This is a genomic window from Streptomyces sp. NPDC059452, from assembly GCF_042750035.1.
Taxonomy (GTDB): Bacteria; Actinomycetota; Actinomycetes; order Streptomycetales; family Streptomycetaceae; genus Streptomyces.
This window is the reverse complement of record NZ_JBHYVE010000032.1, coordinates 36,465-58,004: the sequence shown is the minus strand read 5'-3', so window position 1 is coordinate 58,004 and position 21,540 is coordinate 36,465. Positions and strand designations below refer to the sequence as shown.

Genomic DNA, 21,540 nt, shown 5'->3' with positions numbered 1-21,540 from the left:
GCGGGCGGAAATTCCCGCTAAAGCCCGACAGAACGGGATCGCTCGTACCGTCTGCCACCCAGAGGGCGCAGCGGGCATCTGCGCTGGTTCGCCACCTCAGGCATGACACAGCGGCATGGAAACCCAAGTTCTGCCATCAACGCAAAAACCCCCGTGGTGCTTTGATGTTCAGTCGAGCAGGGCACCTGGCCATCCGGTATTCGCCCCACATCCCGGAGTCAAGCAGCCGATCCGGGGCTCGTCAAGGTGATTCATGCACCACCGAGCAGCATCGACGCATGATGGCCAAGGCCGCGTTGACCAGGGCAGTTCACCGGTTTGTCGCACTCGCCGCTTCGGGACGCCCCGTCCGGGGGGCCTCTCCGCCTCCCACACTTCAACGTGTGATCTACCTCATACACCTCGGTCGCGGGCGTCGCCTAACGTGATCGCACACGCCTGCGTCAAGGTCCCCATCTTCACGACGACTTGCGGGGTGCGCGAGGTTTTTGATGTCAGAAAGCAGTGCATGGCGAAGCGCTCTCGATACCCTGGAATTTCAGCGGTGGTTCGGCGTCGGCCTGGCCGAGGATGACGTCACCCCGGGGAGCGACGCGCGCTATTCTCCGGCGCCGGTCCGAACGGGCCGTCAGGCACTGGCGGTTGCCGCCGTCGACCACGAGGACATCCCAACCCGGCCCTTCACGAACGCGAGTGGCAGAGCGGGAGAGCACATCGGGCGATAAGCCCCCGGACCGAAGGCGAGTCACTCTGCATGTCCAGCCTCATCACGCCCGACCCCGGTGCCCTGGACGCACTGGATCTGGCGGATCCGCGCACGCACGCCGAATACGACCTCACCGAGGTGTGGCAGCGGCTGCGGAAGGAACAGCCCTTCTACAAGCACCGGCCGGTCGGCGGCTCCGGCGGCTTCTGGGTTGTGACGCGGTACGAGGACGTCTCCGCCCTCTACCGTGACACCAAGCGCTTCACCTCCGAGAAGGGCAACGTCCTCGCCACGCTCCTCCTCGGCGGTGACTCGGCCGCGGGCATGATGGCCGCGGTGACGGACGGCCCGCGCCACAACGACCTCCGCCGGATCCTGCTCAAGGCGTTCTCACCGCGGGTGCTCACGGGGGTCGTGGAGAACATCCAGGCCGCCACCCGGAAGTTACTTCTCGGCGCCGTGGCCCGTGGGGAGTGCGACTTCGCCAAGGACGTCGCCGCGCACATCCCGCTCAACGCGATCTGCGACCTCATGGCCGTGCCCGAGGAGGACCGCCCGTTCGTCCTGGAGTGCACCGAGGCGGCGCTCGGGTCCGACGGGGCGGACCAGTCCCCCGCCGTCGCCTGGCAGGCGCGCAACGACATCCTCGCCTACTTCGAGAAGCTGGCCGCCGAGCGCAGGAGGAACCCCGGCACGGACGCGGTCAGCATGCTGGCGACCGGCACGCTCGAAGGCAAGCCGCTGACGATGGACGAGATCGTCGTCAATTGCTACAGCCTGATCCTCGGCGGCGACGAGACCAGTCGGCTCTCGATGACCGGTGCCGTCTCCGCGTTCATCCGGCATCCGGACCAGTGGGCCGCGTTGAAGAGCGGTGACCTGGATATCTCCACCGCCGTCGAAGAGGTCCTGCGCTGGACCACTCCCGCGATCCACTTCGGCCGCTCGGCCCTGGAGGACGTACCCGTCGGCGACCGGGGCCAGGTGATCAAGGCCGGGGACATCGTCACCCTCTGGAACAACTCGGCCAACATGGACGAAGAGGTCTTCGCGGACCCCCGGCGCTTCGACCTCGCCCGCACACCGAACAAGCACATCGCCTTCGGTTACGGACCCCACTTCTGCCTCGGGGCGTACCTGGGGCGCGCCGAGATAGCGGCCATGCTCACCGCGCTCCGCGACATCGTGGACTCGATCGAGCCCAACGGCGAGCCCCGCCGGGTCTACTCCAACCTTCTGTCCGGCATGACCAGCCTTCCGGTCGTCCTGCGCCCGGCGTGACCGCACGGCGGCCGGGGCCACCGCCGATCGGGCCTTTGGTGTGGTGGTGGTCAGGCTGCGGTGTCGAAGGACAGGTACGCCCGCTCGGGGTCGTCCACGGTGCTGATCCGGCCGCTCGCGAGCTGCGCGACCCGGCCCCAGGGCGACGGCGAGCCGTCGGCGCCTCCTGTGATCACCATCCGGGCATCTTCGCGCAGAGGCGCTCTGGAGGCCTCCGAAGCCGCTGCCCGCGGTGAGCAGCGCGTCCCAGAAGGGCTTGCGCCCTACGGCGTGGGGAGCGGCGACACCGATGCCGGTGATGATGACCCGGCGGCCCGTGGGGGTGGCCATCAGCGGTCCTCCGTCGCCGCCCGCTCCCCCAGCACATGCTGCCGGGGGACGTACAGGCCGGGTTCGCTGGTGCTCGGTTTCCTTGCCGCCGCCGCGTGTTGCGGAAAGGAGGGGGCGCCGGCCGCCGCGCGGAAGGCGTGCGCGTCGCACCAGTGGGCGATGTTGACCCAGCGGGTCGGGTCCTCGGCGTGCTGGTGCAGGGTGTACCGCGGGAAGCCGTCACGATCCGCCACGTACCGCCCGGTGTCGGCGGAGGTCTTCTCGAATTCCTCCGGTGAGGCGTGCACGGTGAACCTGTTGATGAAGGTGACCACCTGGCTCTGTCCACCTCAAGTGACAGCGTTTGACGGCCGGCTCGGGCAGCAGTTGAACCCTGGTGCGCGGGCGAATGTTCACGAGATGTGACGGCACGGTGCCCGCGCCGGGTGGACGGATGCCATGATCGCTCAGCGGCCTCGCACCTCGGCATGCCATCCGGCAGTGCCGGGCCGTAGTGCGACAGCGTGACCAACGGAAGGGACCCGGCATGCGCAGGCTCGTCCACTACATCGCCACCACCCTCGATGGCTTCATCGCGGGCCCGGACGGCGGGGACCCCACCGGTCCCAACGGCTTCTGGCCCATACCGGAGGACTACATACAGCACCTCGTGGCCGAGTACCCGGAGACGCTGCCCGTCCATGCCCGGCAGGCTTTGTCCGTCACGGCGGAGGGCACGCACTTCGACACCGTGCTGGAGGGGCGTCGCAGCTACGAGATCGGTCTTGCGGCCGGCATCACCGACGCCTACCCCCACCTGCGTCACCTGGTGTTTTCCCGGACCCTGACCGAGAGCCCGGACCCGGCCGTCGAATTGGTCGCCGACGACCCCGTGGCGACCGTGCGCGAACTCAAGCAGCAGGACGGCAAGGACATCTGGCTCCTGGGCGGCGCCGAACTCGCGGGCTCCCTGTACGCCGAGATCGACACGCTCATCCTCAAACTCGGCCCGCTGACCATCGGCGACGGGATCCCGCTGTTCTCCCGCAAGGCTGCCTTCGACCCGCGCACCTGGACACTCGCAGACCACACCGCCGTCAAGAGCGGCGCGGTGTTCCTCACGTACACGCGCGTCGGCAGCTGAACGCTCCGGACGAGCGGCGCTCGTGGAGGCCGGGCGCGGGCGCGCTCAGAGGGTCACGCAAGCGCCGCCTTGCCGCGGCGCCAAGGCCGTGGACGGCTGCAACAGAGGCGAGCAGTGTGGGGGCGCCCGAGCTGGCTCGCGGGGGCGCGACCATCGGCTCTGGGCATGATAAGGCGTACAACACGGGCAGTACCGATGACGTCCACGAGTTCGTCCATCCCGAGTATCTGAATCCGGCCACGATCGAGCACGGCATCGGTGAGGGCCCCCGTCGTTCGCGATGGCGGTAGCCTGGGTGCGGATGGCCTTCTCCGAGGACGTGCGTCTGGGGGAGGTCGGGATCGAGGAGCGGGGCGACTGGGTGCGGGCCTCCCTGGTGCTCCACGGTCGGCAGGCCGGCCCCGTGGTGGGCTTCGCGCCGACCGGCCGCCGCTTCGCCGGGGAGCAGATCCGTTTGCTGCGCATCGTCGACGGCAAGATCAGGGACCACGTGACTGGCCGGAGTGCCAGAGCGTCTACCGCCGGCTCGGTGAGCCGTGGCCCGAGCCGGGCGGCCGGCGCCCGTAGACCGAGACTGTGCGAGGAGCCCGATCCGATGGCCGAACAGCAGAGCGTCGACTTCTGGTTCGATCCCGTGTGCCCGTACACGTGGATCGCCTCGCGGTGGCTGGTGGAGGTCGCCAAGGTGCGGCCGGTGACCGTCCGCTGGCGGGTGATGAGTCTGTCGGTGCTCAACGAGCACCGGGACGACAACCCCGAGGGCGAGTGGGAGGACGACATGTGGGCGCCGGTGCGCGTTTGCGCCGCAGTGGAGGAGCGGTTCGGGCAGCGGGCGCTGGGGGACCTCTTCACGGCCCTGGGCACCCGTTTCCACCTTCAGGAGGACTGGGGGAACCTCACGGCGGCGCTGGCGGATGCCGGACTGCCCGAGGAGCTCGCGGAGGTCGCCGGGTCGACCGACTACGACGAGGCGATCCGTTCCTCGCACGCGCAGGCCGTCGCCCTGGCCGGCGGTGACATCGGCACCCCCGTGATGGCGCTCGCCGGGCCCGGCGGCGAACGGGTCGGGTTCTTCGGGCCGGTCGTCTCCCCGGCTCCCACCGGGGAAACGGCCGGCCGGTTGTGGGACGGTTTTCTCCTCATGGCCACGGTTCCGGGCTTCTACGAGGTCAAACGCAGCCGGAACGAGGAACCCCGCTTCGACATGCCCGGCTGACACGGCACGGTCGTCGGCGCCGGGGCGGGTGAAGTGCGGCGGTGGGGCGATCGGGTCCTCGGTCGCCCGGATCACCTGCGTGGGGACACGGACGTCGCGCAGTTCGGGGGCGCGTTCGCGGGGGCGGAGTCTGTATGAGGAGTTGCCGGTGATGGGGCTCCGGCTCGCCGCGGGGATCGGTATCGGGGTGACGCCGGCCTCCGCTGCCTGGATGCATCCGCATGCGGAGATCCGTTGTCTCCCTGTCCGTGATGCGCCTGCGGTGCCGGTCCATCTGGTCCGGGCGTCCGGCAACCGGCAACCGGTGTCCGGCGTTGCGTTCCTTCGTTCGGTTGGCGCGGAATGCGGTGGCGGAGGGCGCCGGGCAGCGGCCGGGCCCTCCGGGGGGTCAGGCTTGTGTGGTGGCGGGTTCGGGCGGGGTGGCTTCGTCGGTTTCGGGTTCGTCGCCGCCGATGGTGCCGACATGGCGCAGGACGACGGCGGACAGGAGCGCGAGGACCAGGGTGCAGGCCGCGGCGACGAGCATGGCGGTGTTGAGTCCGGAGGTGGCCGCTTCCTTGGCGTGGTCGAGCCAGCCCGGGGGCATCTGCTGTGCCGAGGAGGCCGCGCCGGCGAGGCTGTCGCCGGCTGTGCCGGCCACGTCGGAGGGTGTGCCTGCGGGGATGTCGCCGGCGATGCGGGTGCGGTAGACGGCGGTGGCCAGGCTGCCCAGGACCGCCACGCCCAGGGCGAGGCCGAGTTCCTGGACGGTCTCGGACATGGCGGAGGCCGATCCGGCTTTCTCCGGGGGTGCGGCTCCGACGACCAGGTCGGTGCCCAGGGCCGCGATGGCGCCGAGACCGAGGTAGACGAGGCCGAAGCCGGTCACCAGCAGGGGGATGCCGCCCGAAGCGCCGACCTGGGTGAGGAGTACGTATCCGGTCATGGACAGGGTGAGGGTGGCGGCCACGACGGTTCCCGGAGGGACGCGGCGGGCGACCAGGGGTGCGCCGATGGCGGCGAGGAACATCATCAGGGCGGGCGGGCCCATCCACAGGCCCGCTTCGACGGGGGGCAGTCCTTCGACGAACTGGAGCTGCTGGGTGATCAGCAGCATGGAGCCGCCGACGCCGACGAGGCCGATGAGCAGGACGCTGAGTGCGGCGCTGAAGGTGCGGTCGGTGAACAGGCGTACGTCGAGCAGGGGGCTGGTGAGGCGCGCCTGGCGCCGGACGAAGAGCACGGCGAAGGCGGTGCCGGTGAGGGCGGCGGCGATCGTGGGGGTGTCGAGGCCGTCCTTGGCGAACCGTTTCACGGCGTAGACGACCGGGAGGATCGCGGTCAGTGACAGGGCGACGCTGAGGAGGTCGAAGCGGCCGGTGCGGGGGGCGCGGTATTCGGGGATGAGGAGGGGTGCGGCGACCAGGAGGACGATGGCGACCGGGACGGCGAGGAGGAAGGCCGAGCCCCACCAGAAGTGGTTGAGCATCACGCCGCCGACCACGGGCCCCAGGGCCATGCCGAGGGCGAAGCTGGTGGCCCAGACGCCGATGGCCAGGGAGCGCTGGCGCTGGTCGGCGAACATGTTGCTGATCAGGGCGAGGGTGGAGGGCATCAGGGTGGCGCCGGCGATTCCCAGGGCGGCGCGGGCGGCGATGAGGGTTTCGGCGCTGTCGGAGTAGGCGGCCAGGACGGAGACGGCTCCGAAGGCGGCGGCTCCGATCATCAGCAGTCTGCGGCGGCCGATGCGGTCGCCCAGGGTGCCCATGGTGATGAGGAAGCCGGCGATGAGGAACCCGTAGGCGTCCATGATCCACAGTTCCTGGGTGCCGCTGGGCTGGAGGTCCTCGGCCAGGGAGGGGAGGGCGAGGTACAGCACGGTGACGTCGAGGCCCAGCAGCACGGTGGGCAGGGAGAGGACGGCGAGGCCTGCCCACTCCCGGGCGCCGGCCCTGCGTACGGTCGTTGTGCTCATGGCACTCCCATGGTGTTCGTGTGCGAGATGCGTGCCTGGTCACTGTGCGGGGCCTCGCGCACGGTTTCCTGAGGGTCGCCCGGCGATAGACTGTGACCATGCGTTACGGGGTGCTCGGCCCGCTGGCCGTCTGGGACGCCGAGGGGCGGCCGGTGAAGGTCCCCGAAGTGAAGGTGCGCGCCCTGCTGGCGAATCTGCTGGTCCATGGGGGCGGGCCGGTTTCGGCGGACCGGCTGATCGAGGATCTGTGGGCGAGCAGTCCGCCGGGCGGGTCGGTCAATACGCTGCAGACCAAGGTTTCCCAGCTGCGCCGGGTGCTGGGGCGGGAGCAGGTGGTCCGTGAGCCCGCCGGGTACCGGCTGCTGCTCGGGGACGGCGGGGTCGATGCGCTGCGGTTCCAGGAGCTGGCCGAGCGGGCCCGGGCCGAGGAGGAGCCGGCGGTGAAGGGCGGGCTGTTCGCCGATGCGCTGGCGTTGTGGCGGGGGCCGGCCTATGCCGATGTGGCCGGGTCGCTGTTCGCCCGGGGGGAGATCACCCGGCTGGAGGAGCTGCGGCTTTCCGTGGTCGAGGACCGGGCCGAGGTGCGGCTGACGCTGGGTGAGCACATGGCGGTGGCGGCGGAGCTGGGTGAGCTGGTGGGGCTCCATCCGTTGCGTGAGCGGCTGCGGGCGCTGCAGATGCGGGCGCTGTACCGGGCGGGGCGGCAGGGTGAGGCGCTGCGGAGTTTCGAGGAGTTGCGGCGTCAGCTGGCGCAGGAGCTGGGGGTGTCGCCGGGGCCGGGGGTCTGTGCGCTGCACGAGGCGATCCTGCGTCAGGAGCCGGGGCTGGCGGCGCCTGCTGCCGGGGCGGTGTCGTGCCGTACGAATCTTCCGGCGCCGCTGACGGCGCTGGTCGGGCGGGGTGAGGCGGTGGAGCAGGTTCGGGCGCGGCTGGGCTCGGGGGGTCCGGGCGGGGGTTCGCGGCTGGTGACGCTGGCGGGGCTGGGCGGGGTGGGCAAGACGCGGCTGGCGATCGCCGCCGCGCGGGGTATGGCCGGGCGGTTTCCCGACGGGGTGTGGCTGGTCGAACTGGCCGCGCTGGGCGGGGCGTCGGGGCCGGACGACATCGCCGAGCGGGTCATCACGACGCTGGGGCTGTGCGATACGGCGGCGACGGAGCCGGATCTGGATGATCTGGTGGGGTGGCTGTGCCGGGCGGTGGCCGACAAGCGGCTGCTGATCCTTTTGGACAACTGCGAGCATCTGGTGGAGCCGGTCGCCGTGTTCGCGGGGGCTGTGCTGTCGGCGGTGCCGGCGGGGCATGTGCTGGTGACCAGCCAGGAGGTTCTCGGGGTGCCGGGTGAGGTGGTGCATCCGGTGGTGCCGCTGGCGCTGCCGGAGCACTCGGGGGCCAAGGAGGTGGCCCGGTCCAGTGCGGTGGAGCTGTTCGTGGAGCGGGCCGCGGCGGCGGTGCCCGGTTTCGTTCTCGACGCGGAGAACGCGGCGGCGGTCGCGGCCATCTGCCGTCGTCTGGACGGTATTCCGCTCGCGCTGGAGCTGGTGGCGCCGCGGCTGCGGGCGCTGAGCCCGCAGGAGCTGGCGGTCTGTCTGGAGGACCGGTTCGCCGCCCCGCCCGAAGTCCGGGTGCGAGGGCTTCCGGCCCGGCAGCAGACGCTGAGGGGGATGCTCGACTGGAGCTGGCAGTTGCTGTCGGCGGACGAGCGGACCGTGCTGCGGCGGCTGGCCGTGCATGCGGACGGCTGCACCCTGGCGTCCGCCGAGATGGTCTGCGCGGACCGTGTCCTGGACGCCGGGCGGGTGGGCGAGGTGGTGTCCCGGCTGGTGGACCGTTCGCTGGTGGTGCGGGAGGGGGGCCGGTTCCGGCTGCTGGAGTCGGTGGCCGCCTACTGTGCCGAACGGCTGGCGGAGGCGGGTGAGGAGGCTGCCGTACGGGAGCGGTTCGTGCGCTGCTGCACGGAGCTGGCCGAGCGGGCGGGCGAGCGGTTGCGCGGCCCGGAGCAGCGGCGGTCGCTGGAGTGTCTGAACGCGGAGACGGTGAATCTGCGCCGGGCGCTTGAGGTGGCGGTCGCGGAGGGGGCCGGCGGGTATGCGGTGCGGCTGGTGAACGCGCTGGCGTGGTACTGGTTCCTGCGGGGCCGGTTCACCGAGGCCCGCAGATCGTTCCGGGCGGCGCTGGGCGCCTGTGACGGGCGGGCCGAGGGGCGGGGCGGGCGGGTGGTGGCGGAGGCCTGGCTGGCCGGGGTGGAGCTGCGGACGTCCCCTGCCGGGGTGGCGGTGCTCGCGGCGGGCGGGGATCCGGCGGCCGGTGTCGGGGATCCGGTGCTGCGGGCCCGGTTGCAGTGGTTCGTGGGTACGGGGCTGGCCGGTCATGGTCATCCGCGTGAGGGGCGGCGGCTGGTGGAGGCGAGTCTGGCCGGTGCGCGGGCGGCCCGGGACCGCTGGGGTGAGGCCGCGGCGCTGGTGGAGCTCGCGGTCCAGGCTCCGGAGCGGGGTGCGTCCCGGGCGGAGCTGGGGGCGGCGCTGTTCCATGAGGTGGGTGACCGGTGGGGGCAGCTCAGGGCCACCCGGTCCCTCGCGCTCGTGGCCGAGCGCGAGGGTGACCCGGTGCGGGCGGAGCGGCTGCACCGGGAGGGTCTGGTGGTGGCGGAGGAGCTCGGGCTGTGGACGGAGGCCGTCGAGGCGCTGACCTGGCTGGGCCGGGCCGCTCTGGCCGGTGGTCAGGCCCGGCGGGCGGAGGAGCTGTACGGGCGGGCGTTGTCGGTGTCGGCGGAGCGGGCCTACAGCAGGGGTGAGATCCGTGCGGAGACCGGTCTGGGGCTCGCCGCGCGGCTGCGTGGTGACCGGGAGGCTGCCAGGCGTCATCTGAACCGGGCGCTGGCCAAGGGCGATGCGTCGGGTCATGGTGCCGATGCCGCGGCCGCGCTGGCGGAACTGGACCTGGTGCCCCGAGGGTGAGTCCCCCCGGGGGGGGGCTGGTTTCTTGGGCATGAGGGGGGTGGTGTGGTGGCCCGCCCCCTCCCCCGCTGACCCGTGCGCGTCGCGGGCGGGGCCTGCGGCAGCCGTGCCGCCTGTGCGGGCAACTTTCCCGGCCCTGGGGGCCGGTGGGGCGCGGCCGGTGTGCGCGTGCCACGGCGGTGGCAGCTTCTTGCCGGGGAACGGGCGGCCGGGCGTGCCGCCGGGGCGGCCCGGTTCCAGGTCGGAGGGCGTGTCGGGCGGCCCCGGCAGGTCTGTGTCCGTGGGGTGCCGGAGGGGGCGGCGGGGCGGGCGGGGCGTGCTGGAAGGGGCGGGAATTCACAAGGACACCACAACAAACCGCGTGTGTGGTTTCATTTGAGCAGTGGCTCGTCGTGCGGCTTCCCGCGTGGCGCGGCGTTCCTTCGGCCTGCCATGACCGGACACAGGACACCAGGGTTTCGCAGGGAGACATCGGACATGGACTCGCCCTCGTTCCACCGGACGCTCGCGGAGATACCTCTCGATCTGTTCGACTCCCTGCCCAGGAACGACCAGCGGTCCAAGGCCGGGGAGTACGTGGCCGGGCTGCTGGGCGCCGACGGGCGCAAGACGCTGCGCAATGTGGCCAACCAGCTGGGCGGGCAGGCGGCGCGGCGGCAGAGCGTCCATCACTTCATCAGCGAGTCCTCGTGGGAGTGGGAGCCGGTGCGCCGGGCGCTGGCCCGCCGGGCGGGCGAACTGCTCGCGCCCCGGGGCTGGGTGGTGCGGCCCACGGTGGTGCCCAAGGCGGGCGGGCACTCGGTGGGGGTGGCGGAGTACTTCGCGCCGCAGCTGGGGCGGAACGTCACCGGGCAGCAGTCCTTCGGGGCCTGGCTGGCCTCGCCGGCGGCGGGTGTGCCGGTGAACTGGCAGCTCGTCCTTCCGGCCGGCCAGGCCGTGGACCTCTCCCGGCGGCGGGCCCCCGTCCGGGCGGCCGGGCGGGCGGTGGGCCCGCAGGAGTGCGCGGGCGAGGTCGCGCTGCGGGCCGTGCGCGCGCTGCCGGGGGCGCCTCTGCCCGTGGTGCTGGACGCCCCGGGGCTCGATCCGCTGCGGATGGGGCGGTGCTTCGGGCAGGCCGGGATCCCGCTGGTCCAGCGCGTCGGGCAGCGCCTGCGGCTGCGGGTGGACCCCCTGATGGTGCCCGGCCACGGTGCTCTGCCGCTGGCCGCGGGCCAGCTGGTCGGTTCGCTGCGCCGGCTCTGGCGGCCCCGGGCCCGGTCCGCCTCCGGCGGCAGGGTCCTGTCCATGGCCGTTCCGGTCGCGCTGCCGGGCGGGACGGGCGGGGGCGGCGGGGCGGGCGGGCAGCGGCTCCTGGTGGCCCAGTGGCCCGAATCCGACCTGACGGCCGCGCGGTTGTGGCTGGCGGACGGATCGCTGCGCGGTACGGAGGTGCTGCGGCTGGCCGATCTCGCCGGGGTCGTGGACCGCGACGACGCCCTGGTGGCCGCGCGCGTGGGGTTACGGGACTTCGCCGGGCGGTCCTTCCAGGGCTGGCACCGCCACATCACGCTGGCCTCGGTGGCCCATCTCGCCTATGTGCGGGCGGCCCTGGGAACCACGGCCCGGCACCGGGATACCCCGGCACCGCTGCTGCTGGGGGCCGGACGCCCCGGCTGACCCGGCCACACCCCGCGCCCGCCCGCGCCCGCCGCACTTCCCGCCGCGCGGACCGCCCGCGCCGGACGCCCCGTACCACCCGAGATGCCCGCCCCGTACCGCCCCGTGTCCGCCCCGTATTCGCTCTGTAGGAGAGTGCGTCATGCGATTCAACCTCATCGGACCGTTCCAGATCATCGCCGACGACGGTGCGCTCCTGCCGATGAGCACCCCCAAGGTCTCCCAGATCCTGGCCGTGCTCCTGACGCACTCCAACGACCTGGTGACACCGGGCACCTTCATCCAGGAGCTGTGGCAGCACAGTCCGCCGCGCTCGGCGCTCAACACGGTGCAGACCTATGTCCACCACGCGCGAAGACTGCTCATGGACGACGCCCGCCCCGACACCGAGCACTCCCTGCTGACCACACGGTTCGGCGGGTACACGATGCACGTCGACGACTCCTCCATCGACATCAAGGTCTTCGAACAGCTCGTCGCCCGGGGCCGGGAGGAGCTGCGGGCCGGACGGTACGAGGCGGCCGCCGACGTTCTGGGCCTCTCGCTGGGCATGTGGCGCGGCCCGATCCTCTCCGACGTGCCGACGGGCGATGTGCTGGCCGGGCGGATCGTCCATCTGCAGGAACTGCGGATCAGGGCGCTGGAGTTACGGATCGAGGCGATGCGGCTGCTGGGGCGGCTGCGTGAACTCGTCCCCGAACTGCGCACGCTGGTGCACGACTACCCGCTCAACGAGTGGTTCCACGGCCAGCTGATCGCCGCCCTGCACCAGGCGGGCCGGCGGGCCGAGGCGCTGGAGGCGTACCAGAAGGTGCGGTGCATCCTGCGCGAGGAGCTGGGGCTGGAGCCGTCGCCGGACATCCAGTGGCTGCACGAGAGGGTCCTCAGCCCCACCCGGGCCCAGCCGGGCGCCACACCGCCGTGCGGGAGCAGCGTCGTGGTCCCGCTGTGGCAGTCGGCCCGGTCCGGGTGAGCCCCCCGGCGGGGTCAGGGGGCCAGGCCGGCGGACACGGCGTCCTGGGTCTCGGCGCGCCAGGCGGGCATGTCGGCGTAGAGGTGGGCGGCCCGTTCGGCCGAGACCTCCAGCAGGGGCAGGGTGCCGGGGGCCGTGATGGTGGGCAGGATGAGCCCGAAGAGCGCGGCGATCTCGCTGGGCAGGTCGTAGTCCCCGGGGAGGCCCTCGGTGACCACCTGGACACCGGTCCAGCAGCACACCAGCATGCGGGCGGTCTGTGCCTCGTCGACGTCCGGGCGCAGTTCCCCGCGCTCCTTGGCCTCCTTGAGGAACCCGGTGAGCAGTTCGGCCCAGTCCAGCCAGCGGGTGCCGAACTGGCGGCGGGACTGGAGGTCGATCGCCATGCGCAGGGCGGCGCTCAGCGTGGGCTCGCGCGGCAGCCGGTAGGCGAGCAGGAGCACGATGTCGATCAGCTCCTGGAGCTTGACGGCCTGGGGGCGCACGCCGTCGGTGGTCACCGCGGCGGCCAGGACACCGCGCGCCAGGTCTCCCTTGGAGGGGAAGTGGAAGTACAGGGCCCCCTTGGTCACGTCGGCCCGCTCAAGGATCTCGGCGATGGTCGTCGACTCGTAGCCGCGCTCGTCGAAGATCTGAGCGGCGGCTTCCAGGATGATCTTCCGGGTCCGGATCGCCCGCTCCTGCTGCGCCACAGCCACCCCTAGCACTTGGTTCCAACTATCGAAAAAAGGACCGCTTGCGCGGTATATTATCTCGCGCCGGACCCCGGCACCTCATCTCGGCCTGACCCAGGGGGGATCATGCCTAAGACTTTGCTTTCCGATCGCCAGCGGCACAGCCACGTCGTCCGTGAGATCGCGACATCAGCGCAGCACCTTCCCAAAGAGTTCGTCCATCTGCACCGGGCGGAAGCCGTCCTGGTCACGAGCTGGTCCACCCTCGGCTCCGGCCGCTACGCCGTGAGCGCGCACTGGCCCCGGGGCGGGATCTTCGGCGACTCGGTGCAGCTGCTGCTCGCCCAGACGATCCGTCAGAGCTGCCTGCTCGTCGGGCACGCCGAGCTCTCGGTCCCGCTGTCGCACCAGACGCTGATGGAGTGGATGGACTTCAGCGTCTCCAGCGATTTTTACGATCCGAAAAATAAACCGGACAACCTGTTCATTCTTCTGACGTTCAGGCGGAACAACCCCAGGTCACTGCGGGTCGAGCTGTCGATCCTGTCCGAGGGGTGCCTGGTCGCGGAGTCGCTCCTGGACTTCAGCTGGATCGCTCCGGGCGCCTACCGCCGGCTGCGCGGGGCACACGCCGAGATCCCCTGGGGCGAGGCCGTCGTGCCCTCCCCCGTCCCCGCGCACACCGTGGGGCGCGCCCACGACCACGAGGTCCTGCTCGCGTCCACCGGGCTGGTGAACCGCTGGGAGCTGCGCATGGACGTGTCCAACCCCGCGCTGTACGACCACCGGGTCGACCATGTGCCCGGTCTCGTGCTGATCGAGGCGGCCTACCAGGCCGCCCACGCGGTCGCCGGGCCCGGGCACGGCCCCGTCCGGGTCATGAGCACCTTCGACTCCTACGTCGAGTTCGACGCGCCCTGCCTGATCGACGCCGCCCTCGTCCCGGCGACGGACGCGGACACCGTCCGTATCGAGGTCACCGGGGTGCAGAACGGTGAGCGCACCTTCTCCGCCACCATGGACTGCCCGCAGTAACACCCCGCCCCCCCCTTCTTCTCAGGTGTGGTTCAGCGGTTGACGTATCCGCCGTCCACCGGCAGCACGGTGCCGGTGACGTAGGAGGAGCGGTCGCTCAGCAGCCAGGCCGCCGCCTCGGCCACCTCCTCCGGTGCGGCGGTACGGCCCTGGGGGGTGACCTCGTGGATCGCCTCCTCCAGGCCGGGGTTGCGCGCGTACCAGTCCACCGTGATCTCGCTGCGCGTCGACCCGGGCGCCAGCGCGTTGACGCGGATGCCCCGGCGGGCGTACTCGTCGGCGGCGGCGCGGGTGAAGCCGACGACCGCGTGCTTGGACGCCACGTACGGGGCGGCGGTGGGGATCGCCACCAGGCCGCCCACACTGCTGTTGTTGACGATGGCCCCGCCGCCGCCCGCGAGCATCGCGCCGATCTGGGCGCGCAGGCAGTTCCACAGCCCCCGTACGTTGGTGTCGACGATGGTGTCGTAGACCTCGTCCCCCATCTCGTGCAGGGGGGCCTGGTCCCCGCCGACGCCCGCGTTGTTGAAGGCCCCGTCCAGGCGGCCGTACCGCTCCACCGTGTGCGCGACCGCGCGCCGCGCGTCCTCGGCCCGCGTCACGTCGCACACCACCGCGGAGGCCTGGAACCCCTTGGCCGTCAGCTCCTCCACGGCGGCGGCGAGCCGGTCCTCCCGGCGCGCGGCCAGCACCACCGAGGCGCCCTCGCGGGCGAAGAGGTACGCGGCCGCGGCACCGATCCCGCTGCTCGCCCCCGTGACCAGAACGACCTTGTCCCGCAGTATCCAACCCGATTCCGTCATGGCGCCGATGCTCCCACCGGGCACCCGGCCCCCGGCCTCCTTCCCGGGAAATGAGGGGCACGGTGTGTCAGGTTCAGGGGTACGTACGCCTCACGCGCGCGCCGCCTTCAGGCCCGCCTCCCTGCCCTGTTTCCGGCCGGGCTCCTGGCCGGGGAGGGGCGGGAAGTGGCCCACCTCGACGAAGAAGTCGACGTACCGGGCGAAGAGTTCGGCGGTCAGGGGCGGGCAGCTCACCCCCGTGCCCTCCAGTGCCTCCAGGGTCTGGGAGGTGTCGATCGGCGGGTAGAAGCCGTCGGTGTCCGACGTCATCATCTCGAAGGCGTGCAGCAGCGGCCGCAGCGCGTTGTCGCCGCTCGCGCCGACCTTCTCGTTCCAGCTGTGCCAGTCCTGCTCTGCCAGCGCGTACCCGTGGGCCCGCAGGTGCTCCACGCACTGGGTCAGGCTGAGGGAGCTCTGGTTGAACAGGTGGAACGTGCGGCCCGCCGTGCCGTCCTGCCGGGCCAGGGTGGTGATGGCGGCACTGACGTAGTCGACCGGCAGCAGGTGGAAGCGGCCCTCGACCCCGGCCGGGACCGCGGCGGACTGGAGGATGCCCTTGAGGCTGAGCCAGACGAAGTCACGGGTCTGGCACGCGCCGTTGCGGGTGTCGCCGGAGATCACGTCGACCCGGTAGACGGAGACGGGCAGCCCCCGCTCCCGGGCGGCGGCGACGAGCTGCTCGGCGACCCACTTGCTCTGCAGATAGCCGCTGGGCAGGGCCTCGGCGGGGCCGGTCGGGTCGTCCACCCCGAGCGGGACGCCGGGCTCCCGTACGCCGTCGAAGACGCCGACGGTGGACACGTAGTGGACGGGGACGGTGCGGTGACGGGCCGCCAGGCGCAGCACCTCCTGGGTGCCGCGGACGTTGGCGTCGCGCAGCGCCGTGTACGGGTGCAGCCAGTGGACCCGGGCGCCGTTGTGGTAGACGGCGTCGACCGTCCGGGCCAGCGAGTCGAAGTGCTCCTCGGTGAGGCCGAGCCGCTCCTGCGCGAGGTCGCCCAGGACCAGGCTCAGCCGGCTCTCGTCGACCTCGTCCCACAGCCGGTACCACTGCATGTTGGCCCGCAGCCGGTCCCTGGCCTCGTCCTGGTCGGCGCCCCTGACCAGGCAGTGGATCCTCGCGGTGGTGGTGCGCATCAGGTCGCGCAGCAGGAAGGCGCCGAGGAAGCCGGTGGCCCCGGTCAGCAGGACCGACTCCGGCTCCCGCGCCGGGCCGCCTGTGGTGCCGGGCGCCGGGCGGATGTCGTCGGCCAGGTGTGTCTCGGCCGCGAAGTCCACGCCGCTCGGGTCCTGTTCGCCCGCCGGGCCGCCTCCTCCGGCGAGCCGGGCGGAGACGAAGGCGGCCAGGGCAGCGGGGGTGGGGTGGTCGAAGACCAGCGTCGCGGGCAGCTTGGAGCCGGCCAGGGCGCTCAGCCGGTTGCGGAGCTCGACGGAGGTCAGCGAGTCGAAGCCCAGCTTGGTCAGCGGCGCCTGCGCCTGGACGGCGGAGGTGTCGGGATGCCCCAGCACGGCGGCGGTCAGGCCCAGCACGGCGTCCAGGACAGCCTGTTCGCGTGCGGGGCCCTCCAGCCCGGCGACCAGAGCGGCCAGCGAATCGGCCTGCCCGCCCGGCCCGCCCCGGTCCGCGGCGTCCCGGCGGACGGCGGCGGGGGCCAGGCCGGTGAGGACCACCGGGATACGGCCGGGCTGCTCACGCAGGACGGCGATGTCCAGCGGGGTCGCGACCACGGCCGGGCGGCCCAGCGCGACCGCCCGGTCGAGCAGGGCGGGCCCCTGCCCCTGGGGAACGGGCCGGAACCCGCTGCGGGCGATCCGCCCCAGGTCCCTCTCACCGAGGTGGCCGCTCATCCCCCCGGACTGCTCCCACAGCCCCCAGGCCACCGAGGTCGCGGGCAGACCGTGGGCGTGGCGGTGCTGGGCCAGGGCGTCCAGGAACTGGTTGGCGGCCGCGTAGTTGGACTGCCCGGGCCCGCCGACCGCCGCGGCGATGGAGGAGAACAGGACGAAGGCGGTGAGGTTCTCCTCCCGGGTGAGGCGGTGCAGGTTCCACGCGGCGTCGACCTTGGGCCGCAGCACCCGGTGCAGCCGCTCGGGCGTGAGAGCGGTGACCAGGCCGTCGTCCAGGACACCGGCCGCGTGCACGACACCGGTGAGCGGCAGACCGGCCGGGAGCGTACGGAGCAGCTCGGCGAGGGCGCTGTGGTCGGCCGTGTCGCAGGCGGCGACGGTGACCCGGGCGCCCAGGGCGGTCAGTTCGGCCGCCAGCTCCTTCGCACCGGGCGCGGCGGGGCCGCTGCGGCTGGTGAGCAGGAGGTGGCGCACACCGTGCCCGGTCACCAGATGGCGGGCGAAGAGGGCGCCGAGGCTGCCGGTGCCGCCGGTGATCAGGACGGTGCCGTCGGGGTTCCAGACCGGGGCGGTGGTGCCGGGGGTGGGTGCGGTGGTGCGGGCGAGGCGGGGGACGTACACCTGCCCGGCGCGCAGGGCGGCCTGGGGTTCGCCGGTGGCCAGGAGGGCGGAGAGGGTTTCGGGAACGGCCGCACCCGCACCCGTACTCGTACCAGTGGTTATGTCGGTGTCGGTGTCGATGAGGACGATGCGGCCGGGGGCCTCGGACTGGGCCGAGCGGAGCAGACCCCAGACCGCCGCACCGGGCAGGTCCGTGACGTCCTCCCCGTACGCGGTCGAGACCGCACCCGAGGTGACCACCACCAGCCGCGTCCCCTCCAGCCGCTCATCGGCCAGCCACTCCCCCACCAGCGCGAGGGCCTTCTCCGTCGTGGCGTGGACCGAGCCGGGCAGCGAGCCCGCCGCCTCCGGCCGGGTCCGCAGGACGACGAGGGGGACCGCCCGGCCTGCGGTGAGGGCCGCGGCCACCTCGGCGGGGCCCGTGAAGTCGCCGCCGTCGCCGAGCGTGGCCGGGCGGGTCTCCTCCCCCGTACCCGCCGCACTCTCTGCGCCCTCCATGCCCAGGGGGGTCCAGCCCAGGTGGAACAGGGCGTCGTCGTGCCGGGCGGCGGCCGCCGCGAACGCCGTGCTGTCGACCCCGCGCACCTGTGCCTCGGTGATGAGGGCGACGGGCTGCCCGGCCGGGTCGGCGAGTTCGACGCGGGCGCCGCCGCCGTCCCGGGAGACGATGCGGACCCGGAGCGAGGTGGCACCGGTCGCGTAGAGGCGTACGCCGCGCCAGTGCCCGGCGAGCGGGGCGCCCTGCTGCCCGGCGGCGGGCAGGAGGGGGCGCAGGGCGGCGTCGAGGAGTGCGGGGTGCAGGGCGAACGTCCCGGTGCCGGGGGCCTGTTCGGGCAGGGTGGCCTCGGCGAAGAGTTCTCCGTCCCGGTGCCAGGCGGCGGTGAGGGTCCGGAAGGCGGGCCCGTGGGCGAGGCCCGTTCCGGCGAGCCGGTCGTGGAGTTCTTCGAGGTCGATGGCCTCGGCGGCGGCGGGCGGCCAGGGGACCGGTTCGAACGCGGGGCCCTGGGCGGTGGCGCTCAGGGTGCCGTGGGCGTGCGCGGTCCACGGTGCGTCGGGGTCGTCGGGGCGGCCGTGGACGGTGAGCGGGCGGCGGCCGGTGGCGTCGGGGGCGCCCACGGCGACCTGGAGCTGGTGGGCGGTGCCCGGGGCGAGGACGAGGGGGGCGTCCAGGACGAGTTCGTCGAGGGCCGTCGCCCCCGATTCGTCGCCCGCCCGGACGGCGAGCTCCACGAGGACGGCGGGCGCGAGCGTCACGGAGCCGGAGACGGTGTGGTCGGCGAGCCAGGGGTGGGTGCGGGCGGAGAAGGTGCTGGTGAACACGGTCCGGCCGGTGTCCGCGAGGGTGACGGCGGCGCCGAGCAGGGGGTGGCCGGTGGGCCGCAGGCCGAGCCCGGAGGCGTCGGGGGCGGTGGCCGCCGGGTCCACCCAGTAGCGCTGGTGCTGGAAGGCGTACGTCGGCAGGGGGATGCGGCGGGCGCCGGTGCCGGAGAAGAACCCGGCCCAGTCGACGGGGACGCCGTGCTGGTGGAGCCGGGCGAGCGCGGCGAGGGCCGTGCCGGTCTCGGGGCGGTCGCGGCGCATCAGGGCGACGGCGGCGGGGACGAGGTCGGCGGCGAGGGCGGACAGGACGCCGTCGGGGCCCAGTTCCAGGGTGGCGGTGACGCCCTGGGCGGCCATGGCGGCAACAGCGTCGGCGAAGCGGACGGTGCCCCGGACCTGGTCCGCCCAGTACCCGGCGGAGCGCAGATCGGTGCCGGTGGCGACCCGGCCGGTGAGGGTGGAGACCACGGCGATACGGGGAGCGGTGTAGGTGATCTGCGACGCGACCGCCCGGAACTCCTCCAGCATCGGATCCATCAGGGGCGAGTGAAAGGCGTGACTGACCGTCAGGCGCTTTGTTCTGCCGCCCTGTTCCTCGATCTTCCGGGCGACTTCGAGGACGGCTGCCTCTTCGCCGGAGATGACGAGGGAGCGGGGGCCGTTGACCGCGGCGATCGCCGCCCCGCCGGTGAGGAGCGCGGCCACTTCGGCTTCCGTCGCCTGGACGGCGACCATGGCGCCGCCGCGCGGCAGGCCCTGCATCAGAGCCGCGCGGGCCGCCACCAGACGTACCGCGTCCTTGAGTGAGAACACCCCGGCCACATGCGCGGCCGCGATCTCACCGATCGAATGGCCCGCCACGAAGTCCGGGCGCACGCCCCAGGACTCCACGAGGCGGAACAGGGCCACCTCGACGGCGAACAGGGCCGGTTGTGTCCAGCCTGTCTCGTCCAGGCTCTCGCCCGAGGCGATCACTTCGGGGAGGGAGCCGTCCAGGGCGGAATGGAACAGGGCGCAGACCTCGTCGAAGGCGGCCGCGAAGACGGGGAAGGCGGCGTGCAACTCGCCTGCCATGCCCACCCGTTGTGCGCCCTGGCCGGTGAAGAGGAAGCCGGTACGGCCTCCGGTGCGCTCACCGTGCACCAGGCCCGGTGCCGTACCGCCCTCGGCCAACGCCTGTATTCCGGACAGGAGTTCGTCGCGGTCGCGGCCGGTGACGACCGCGCGGTGTTCCAGGGCCGCGCGTCCGGTCGCGAGGGAGAAGCCGATGTCCAGGGCGGAGAGGGTGGTGTCGGCGGAGACGTGGGCGTGGAGGCGGCGGGCCTGTTCGCGCAGGGCCTCGGGGGTCCGGCCCGACAGCGGCCAGGGGATGACGGGCGGGTGCGCCGTCGTGGCGGGTGCGGGTGCCTCCTGTGCGGGGGGTTCCTCGATGATGACGTGGGCGTTGGTGCCGCTGACGCCGAAGGCGGAGACGGCTCCCCGGCGGGCGCGTCCGGTGTCCGGCCAGTCGCGGGCCTCGGTGAGCAGTTCGACGGCGCCGGAGTCCCAGTCGGCCATCGGCGTGGGGCTCTGCACGTGCAGGGTGCGGGGCAGCACGCCGTGTTCGATGGCCTGGATCATCTTGATGACGCCGCCGACCCCGGCCGCCGCGACGGTGTGCCCGATGTTCGACTTGAGGGAGCCGAGGTAGAGGGGCCGGTCGTGGGGGCGGTCCTGTCCGTAGGTGGCCAGGAGTGCCTGGGCCTCGATGGGGTCGCCGAGCTTCGTCCCCGTACCGTGCGCCTCGACGGTGTCGATGTCGGCGGGGGCCAGGCCCGCGTCCGCGAGGGCCTGGCGGATGACGCGTTCCTGGGAGGGGCCGTTGGGGGCGGTCAGGCCGTTGGATGCGCCGTCCTGGTTGACGGCGGAGCCTCGGACGAGGGCCAGGACCTGGTGGTTGTTGCGGCGGGCGTCGGAGAGCTTCTCCACCAGGAGCATGCCCACGCCCTCCGACCAGGAGGTGCCGTCGGCGTCGGCGGAGAAGGACTTGATCCGGCCGTCGGGGGCCAGGCCGCTCTGCCGGGAGAAGTCGACGAACCCGCCGGGGGTCGCGGTCACCGTGACGCCGCCGGCCAGGGCGAGATCGGACTCGCCGGAGCGCAGCGACTGGATGGCGAGATGGAGGGCGACGAGCGAGGAGGAGCAGGCGGTGTCGACGGAGAGGGCGGGGCCCTCCAGGCCGAGGCTGTAGGAGATGCGGCCGGAGGCGACGCTGCTGAGCTTGCTGGTGAGCAGGTAGCCCTCGAACTCCTCGGGTCCCTCCAGGCCCAGGTAGCTCTGCTCGATGATGCCCGCGAAGACGCCGGTACGGCTTCCGCGCAGGGTGTCGGGGTCGATGCCCGCCTGTTCCAGCGCCTCCCAGGAGGTTTCCAGGAGGAGGCGCTGCTGGGGGTCCATGGCCAGGGCCTCGCGGGGCGAGATCCCGAAGAACCCGGCGTCGAAGAGGGCGGCGTCGTGCAGGAACCCGCCCTCGCGGGTGTAGGAGGTGCCGGGGCGGCCCGGGTCGGGGTCGTAGAGGCGCTCCAGGTCCCAGCCCCGGTCGGCGGGGAAGCCGGTGATGGCGTCGCCGCCCTCGGCAACCAGCCGCCACAGGTCCTGGGGTGAGGCCACCGCGCCGGGGAAGCGGCAGGCCATGCCGACGACGGCGATCGGCTCGGAGGCGGCCGTCTCCAGGGCGGTGATCCTGCGGTTCGCCTTCTGCAGGTCGACCGTGACCCGCTTCAGGTACTCGACCAGTTTCTCTTCGTTCGACGGGTTCGACATCGGGTTCGTGCTCTCCTCGGGCGAAGGGCGAAAAGCGAAGGGGGCGAAGGGCGAAGGCTGGGGGGTCGGGGGCTCAGTTGCTGCTGGGGGGGGTGGCTCTGTGGCAAAGGGGGGGCCGGGGCCGCGGGCGGGGGGAGGCTGCCCCCCGACCCGGCCCGGGGTTCCGACGCCCGCCGGGGGGTGGGGGCGGCAGGGGGGGTCCGGG

General features: G+C 72.8%; 13 protein-coding genes and 1 pseudogene. 8 read left to right on the top strand and 6 right to left on the bottom strand.

The features are described from left to right. Positions 1-754: 754 nt before the first annotated feature. On the top strand, positions 755-1,987 hold the full coding sequence (locus ACFW9Z_RS31165) for a cytochrome P450 (protein WP_384645983.1): 1,233 nt from the start codon (positions 755-757) through the stop codon (positions 1,985-1,987). Positions 1,988-2,037: 50 nt separating this feature from the next. On the opposite strand, the gene ACFW9Z_RS31160 is transcribed toward ACFW9Z_RS31165, so the two are convergent. Continuing rightward, positions 2,038-2,166 (bottom strand): hypothetical protein, encoded by a 129-nt coding sequence (locus tag ACFW9Z_RS31160; protein WP_384645981.1) that lies wholly within the window; start codon positions 2,164-2,166, stop codon positions 2,038-2,040. A 150-nt stretch (positions 2,167-2,316) separates the two neighbouring features. Beyond that, positions 2,317-2,631, bottom strand: a complete 315-nt coding sequence (locus tag ACFW9Z_RS31155) for an antibiotic biosynthesis monooxygenase family protein (protein ID WP_384645980.1) — start codon at positions 2,629-2,631, stop codon at positions 2,317-2,319. A gap of 212 nt (positions 2,632-2,843) precedes the next feature. On the opposite strand from ACFW9Z_RS31155, the gene ACFW9Z_RS31150 reads away from it, so the two are divergent. From ACFW9Z_RS31150 to ACFW9Z_RS31140, 3 genes and pseudogenes are all read left to right on the top strand, one after another. After that, complete coding sequence (locus ACFW9Z_RS31150; protein WP_384645979.1) at positions 2,844-3,440, top strand: dihydrofolate reductase family protein; 597 nt, start codon at positions 2,844-2,846, stop codon at positions 3,438-3,440. Between the two features lie 280 nt (positions 3,441-3,720). After that, a pseudogene (locus tag ACFW9Z_RS31145) lies at positions 3,721-3,870 on the top strand (SnoaL/DnrD family polyketide biosynthesis methyl ester cyclase); the annotation flags it as partial. Positions 3,871-4,035: 165 nt separating this feature from the next. Next, a complete protein-coding gene (locus ACFW9Z_RS31140) occupies positions 4,036-4,656 on the top strand; it encodes a DsbA family protein (protein WP_384645985.1) in 621 nt (206 codons plus the stop codon). Positions 4,657-5,044: 388 nt separating this feature from the next. Here ACFW9Z_RS31140 and ACFW9Z_RS31135 read toward each other — a convergent pair whose 3' ends face one another. Beyond that, the gene (locus ACFW9Z_RS31135) at positions 5,045-6,610 is read right to left on the bottom strand and encodes an MFS transporter (RefSeq protein WP_384645978.1); all 1,566 of its coding nucleotides are present in this window, start codon (positions 6,608-6,610) and stop codon (positions 5,045-5,047) included. A gap of 98 nt (positions 6,611-6,708) precedes the next feature. Between ACFW9Z_RS31135 and ACFW9Z_RS31130 the strand changes: the two genes are divergently transcribed. The 3 genes from ACFW9Z_RS31130 to ACFW9Z_RS31120 all read left to right on the top strand — a co-directional run bounded on the left by ACFW9Z_RS31130 (position 6,709) and on the right by ACFW9Z_RS31120 (position 12,193). Further along, positions 6,709-9,564, top strand: a complete 2,856-nt coding sequence (locus tag ACFW9Z_RS31130; protein ID WP_384645977.1) for a BTAD domain-containing putative transcriptional regulator — start codon at positions 6,709-6,711, stop codon at positions 9,562-9,564. Between the two features lie 477 nt (positions 9,565-10,041). After that, on the top strand, positions 10,042-11,220 hold the full coding sequence (locus tag ACFW9Z_RS31125; protein WP_384645976.1) for an IS701 family transposase: 1,179 nt from the start codon (positions 10,042-10,044) through the stop codon (positions 11,218-11,220). 142 nt (positions 11,221-11,362) lie between these two features. Then, positions 11,363-12,193: a BTAD domain-containing putative transcriptional regulator gene (locus ACFW9Z_RS31120; RefSeq protein WP_384645974.1), complete on the top strand. Its 831-nt coding sequence runs from the start codon at positions 11,363-11,365 to the stop codon at positions 12,191-12,193. A gap of 14 nt (positions 12,194-12,207) precedes the next feature. Here the strand turns inward: ACFW9Z_RS31120 and ACFW9Z_RS31115 are convergent, their stop codons facing one another. Continuing rightward, on the bottom strand, positions 12,208-12,885 hold the full coding sequence (locus ACFW9Z_RS31115) for a ScbR family autoregulator-binding transcription factor (RefSeq protein WP_384645973.1): 678 nt from the start codon (positions 12,883-12,885) through the stop codon (positions 12,208-12,210). A 108-nt stretch (positions 12,886-12,993) separates the two neighbouring features. Here ACFW9Z_RS31115 and ACFW9Z_RS31110 point away from each other — a divergent pair, with 108 nt between their 5' ends. Further along, complete coding sequence (locus tag ACFW9Z_RS31110) at positions 12,994-13,902, top strand: ScbA/BarX family gamma-butyrolactone biosynthesis protein (RefSeq protein WP_384645972.1); 909 nt, start codon at positions 12,994-12,996, stop codon at positions 13,900-13,902. A gap of 32 nt (positions 13,903-13,934) precedes the next feature. Here the strand turns inward: ACFW9Z_RS31110 and ACFW9Z_RS31105 are convergent, their stop codons facing one another. Then, complete coding sequence (locus tag ACFW9Z_RS31105; RefSeq protein WP_384645970.1) at positions 13,935-14,705, bottom strand: SDR family NAD(P)-dependent oxidoreductase; 771 nt, start codon at positions 14,703-14,705, stop codon at positions 13,935-13,937. A gap of 90 nt (positions 14,706-14,795) precedes the next feature. Continuing rightward, positions 14,796-21,335 (bottom strand): type I polyketide synthase, encoded by a 6,540-nt coding sequence (locus ACFW9Z_RS31100; RefSeq protein ID WP_384645969.1) that lies wholly within the window; start codon positions 21,333-21,335, stop codon positions 14,796-14,798. Between the last annotated feature and the right edge of the window lie 205 nt (positions 21,336-21,540).

Coding starts and splice junctions, on each gene's coding strand:
- ACFW9Z_RS31165 (WP_384645983.1), top strand. CDS start 755: ATGTCCAGCCTCATCACGCCCGACCCCGGTGCCCTGGACGCACTGGAT.
- ACFW9Z_RS31125 (WP_384645976.1), top strand. CDS start 10,042: ATGGACTCGCCCTCGTTCCACCGGACGCTCGCGGAGATACCTCTCGAT.
- ACFW9Z_RS31140 (WP_384645985.1), top strand. CDS start 4,036: ATGGCCGAACAGCAGAGCGTCGACTTCTGGTTCGATCCCGTGTGCCCG.
- ACFW9Z_RS31100 (WP_384645969.1), bottom strand. CDS start 21,335: ATGTCGAACCCGTCGAACGAAGAGAAACTGGTCGAGTACCTGAAGCGG.
- ACFW9Z_RS31120 (WP_384645974.1), top strand. CDS start 11,363: ATGCGATTCAACCTCATCGGACCGTTCCAGATCATCGCCGACGACGGT.
- ACFW9Z_RS31150 (WP_384645979.1), top strand. CDS start 2,844: ATGCGCAGGCTCGTCCACTACATCGCCACCACCCTCGATGGCTTCATC.
- ACFW9Z_RS31160 (WP_384645981.1), bottom strand. CDS start 2,166: ATGGTGATCACAGGAGGCGCCGACGGCTCGCCGTCGCCCTGGGGCCGG.
- ACFW9Z_RS31135 (WP_384645978.1), bottom strand. CDS start 6,610: ATGAGCACAACGACCGTACGCAGGGCCGGCGCCCGGGAGTGGGCAGGC.
- ACFW9Z_RS31130 (WP_384645977.1), top strand. CDS start 6,709: ATGCGTTACGGGGTGCTCGGCCCGCTGGCCGTCTGGGACGCCGAGGGG.
- ACFW9Z_RS31110 (WP_384645972.1), top strand. CDS start 12,994: ATGCCTAAGACTTTGCTTTCCGATCGCCAGCGGCACAGCCACGTCGTC.
- ACFW9Z_RS31105 (WP_384645970.1), bottom strand. CDS start 14,705: ATGACGGAATCGGGTTGGATACTGCGGGACAAGGTCGTTCTGGTCACG.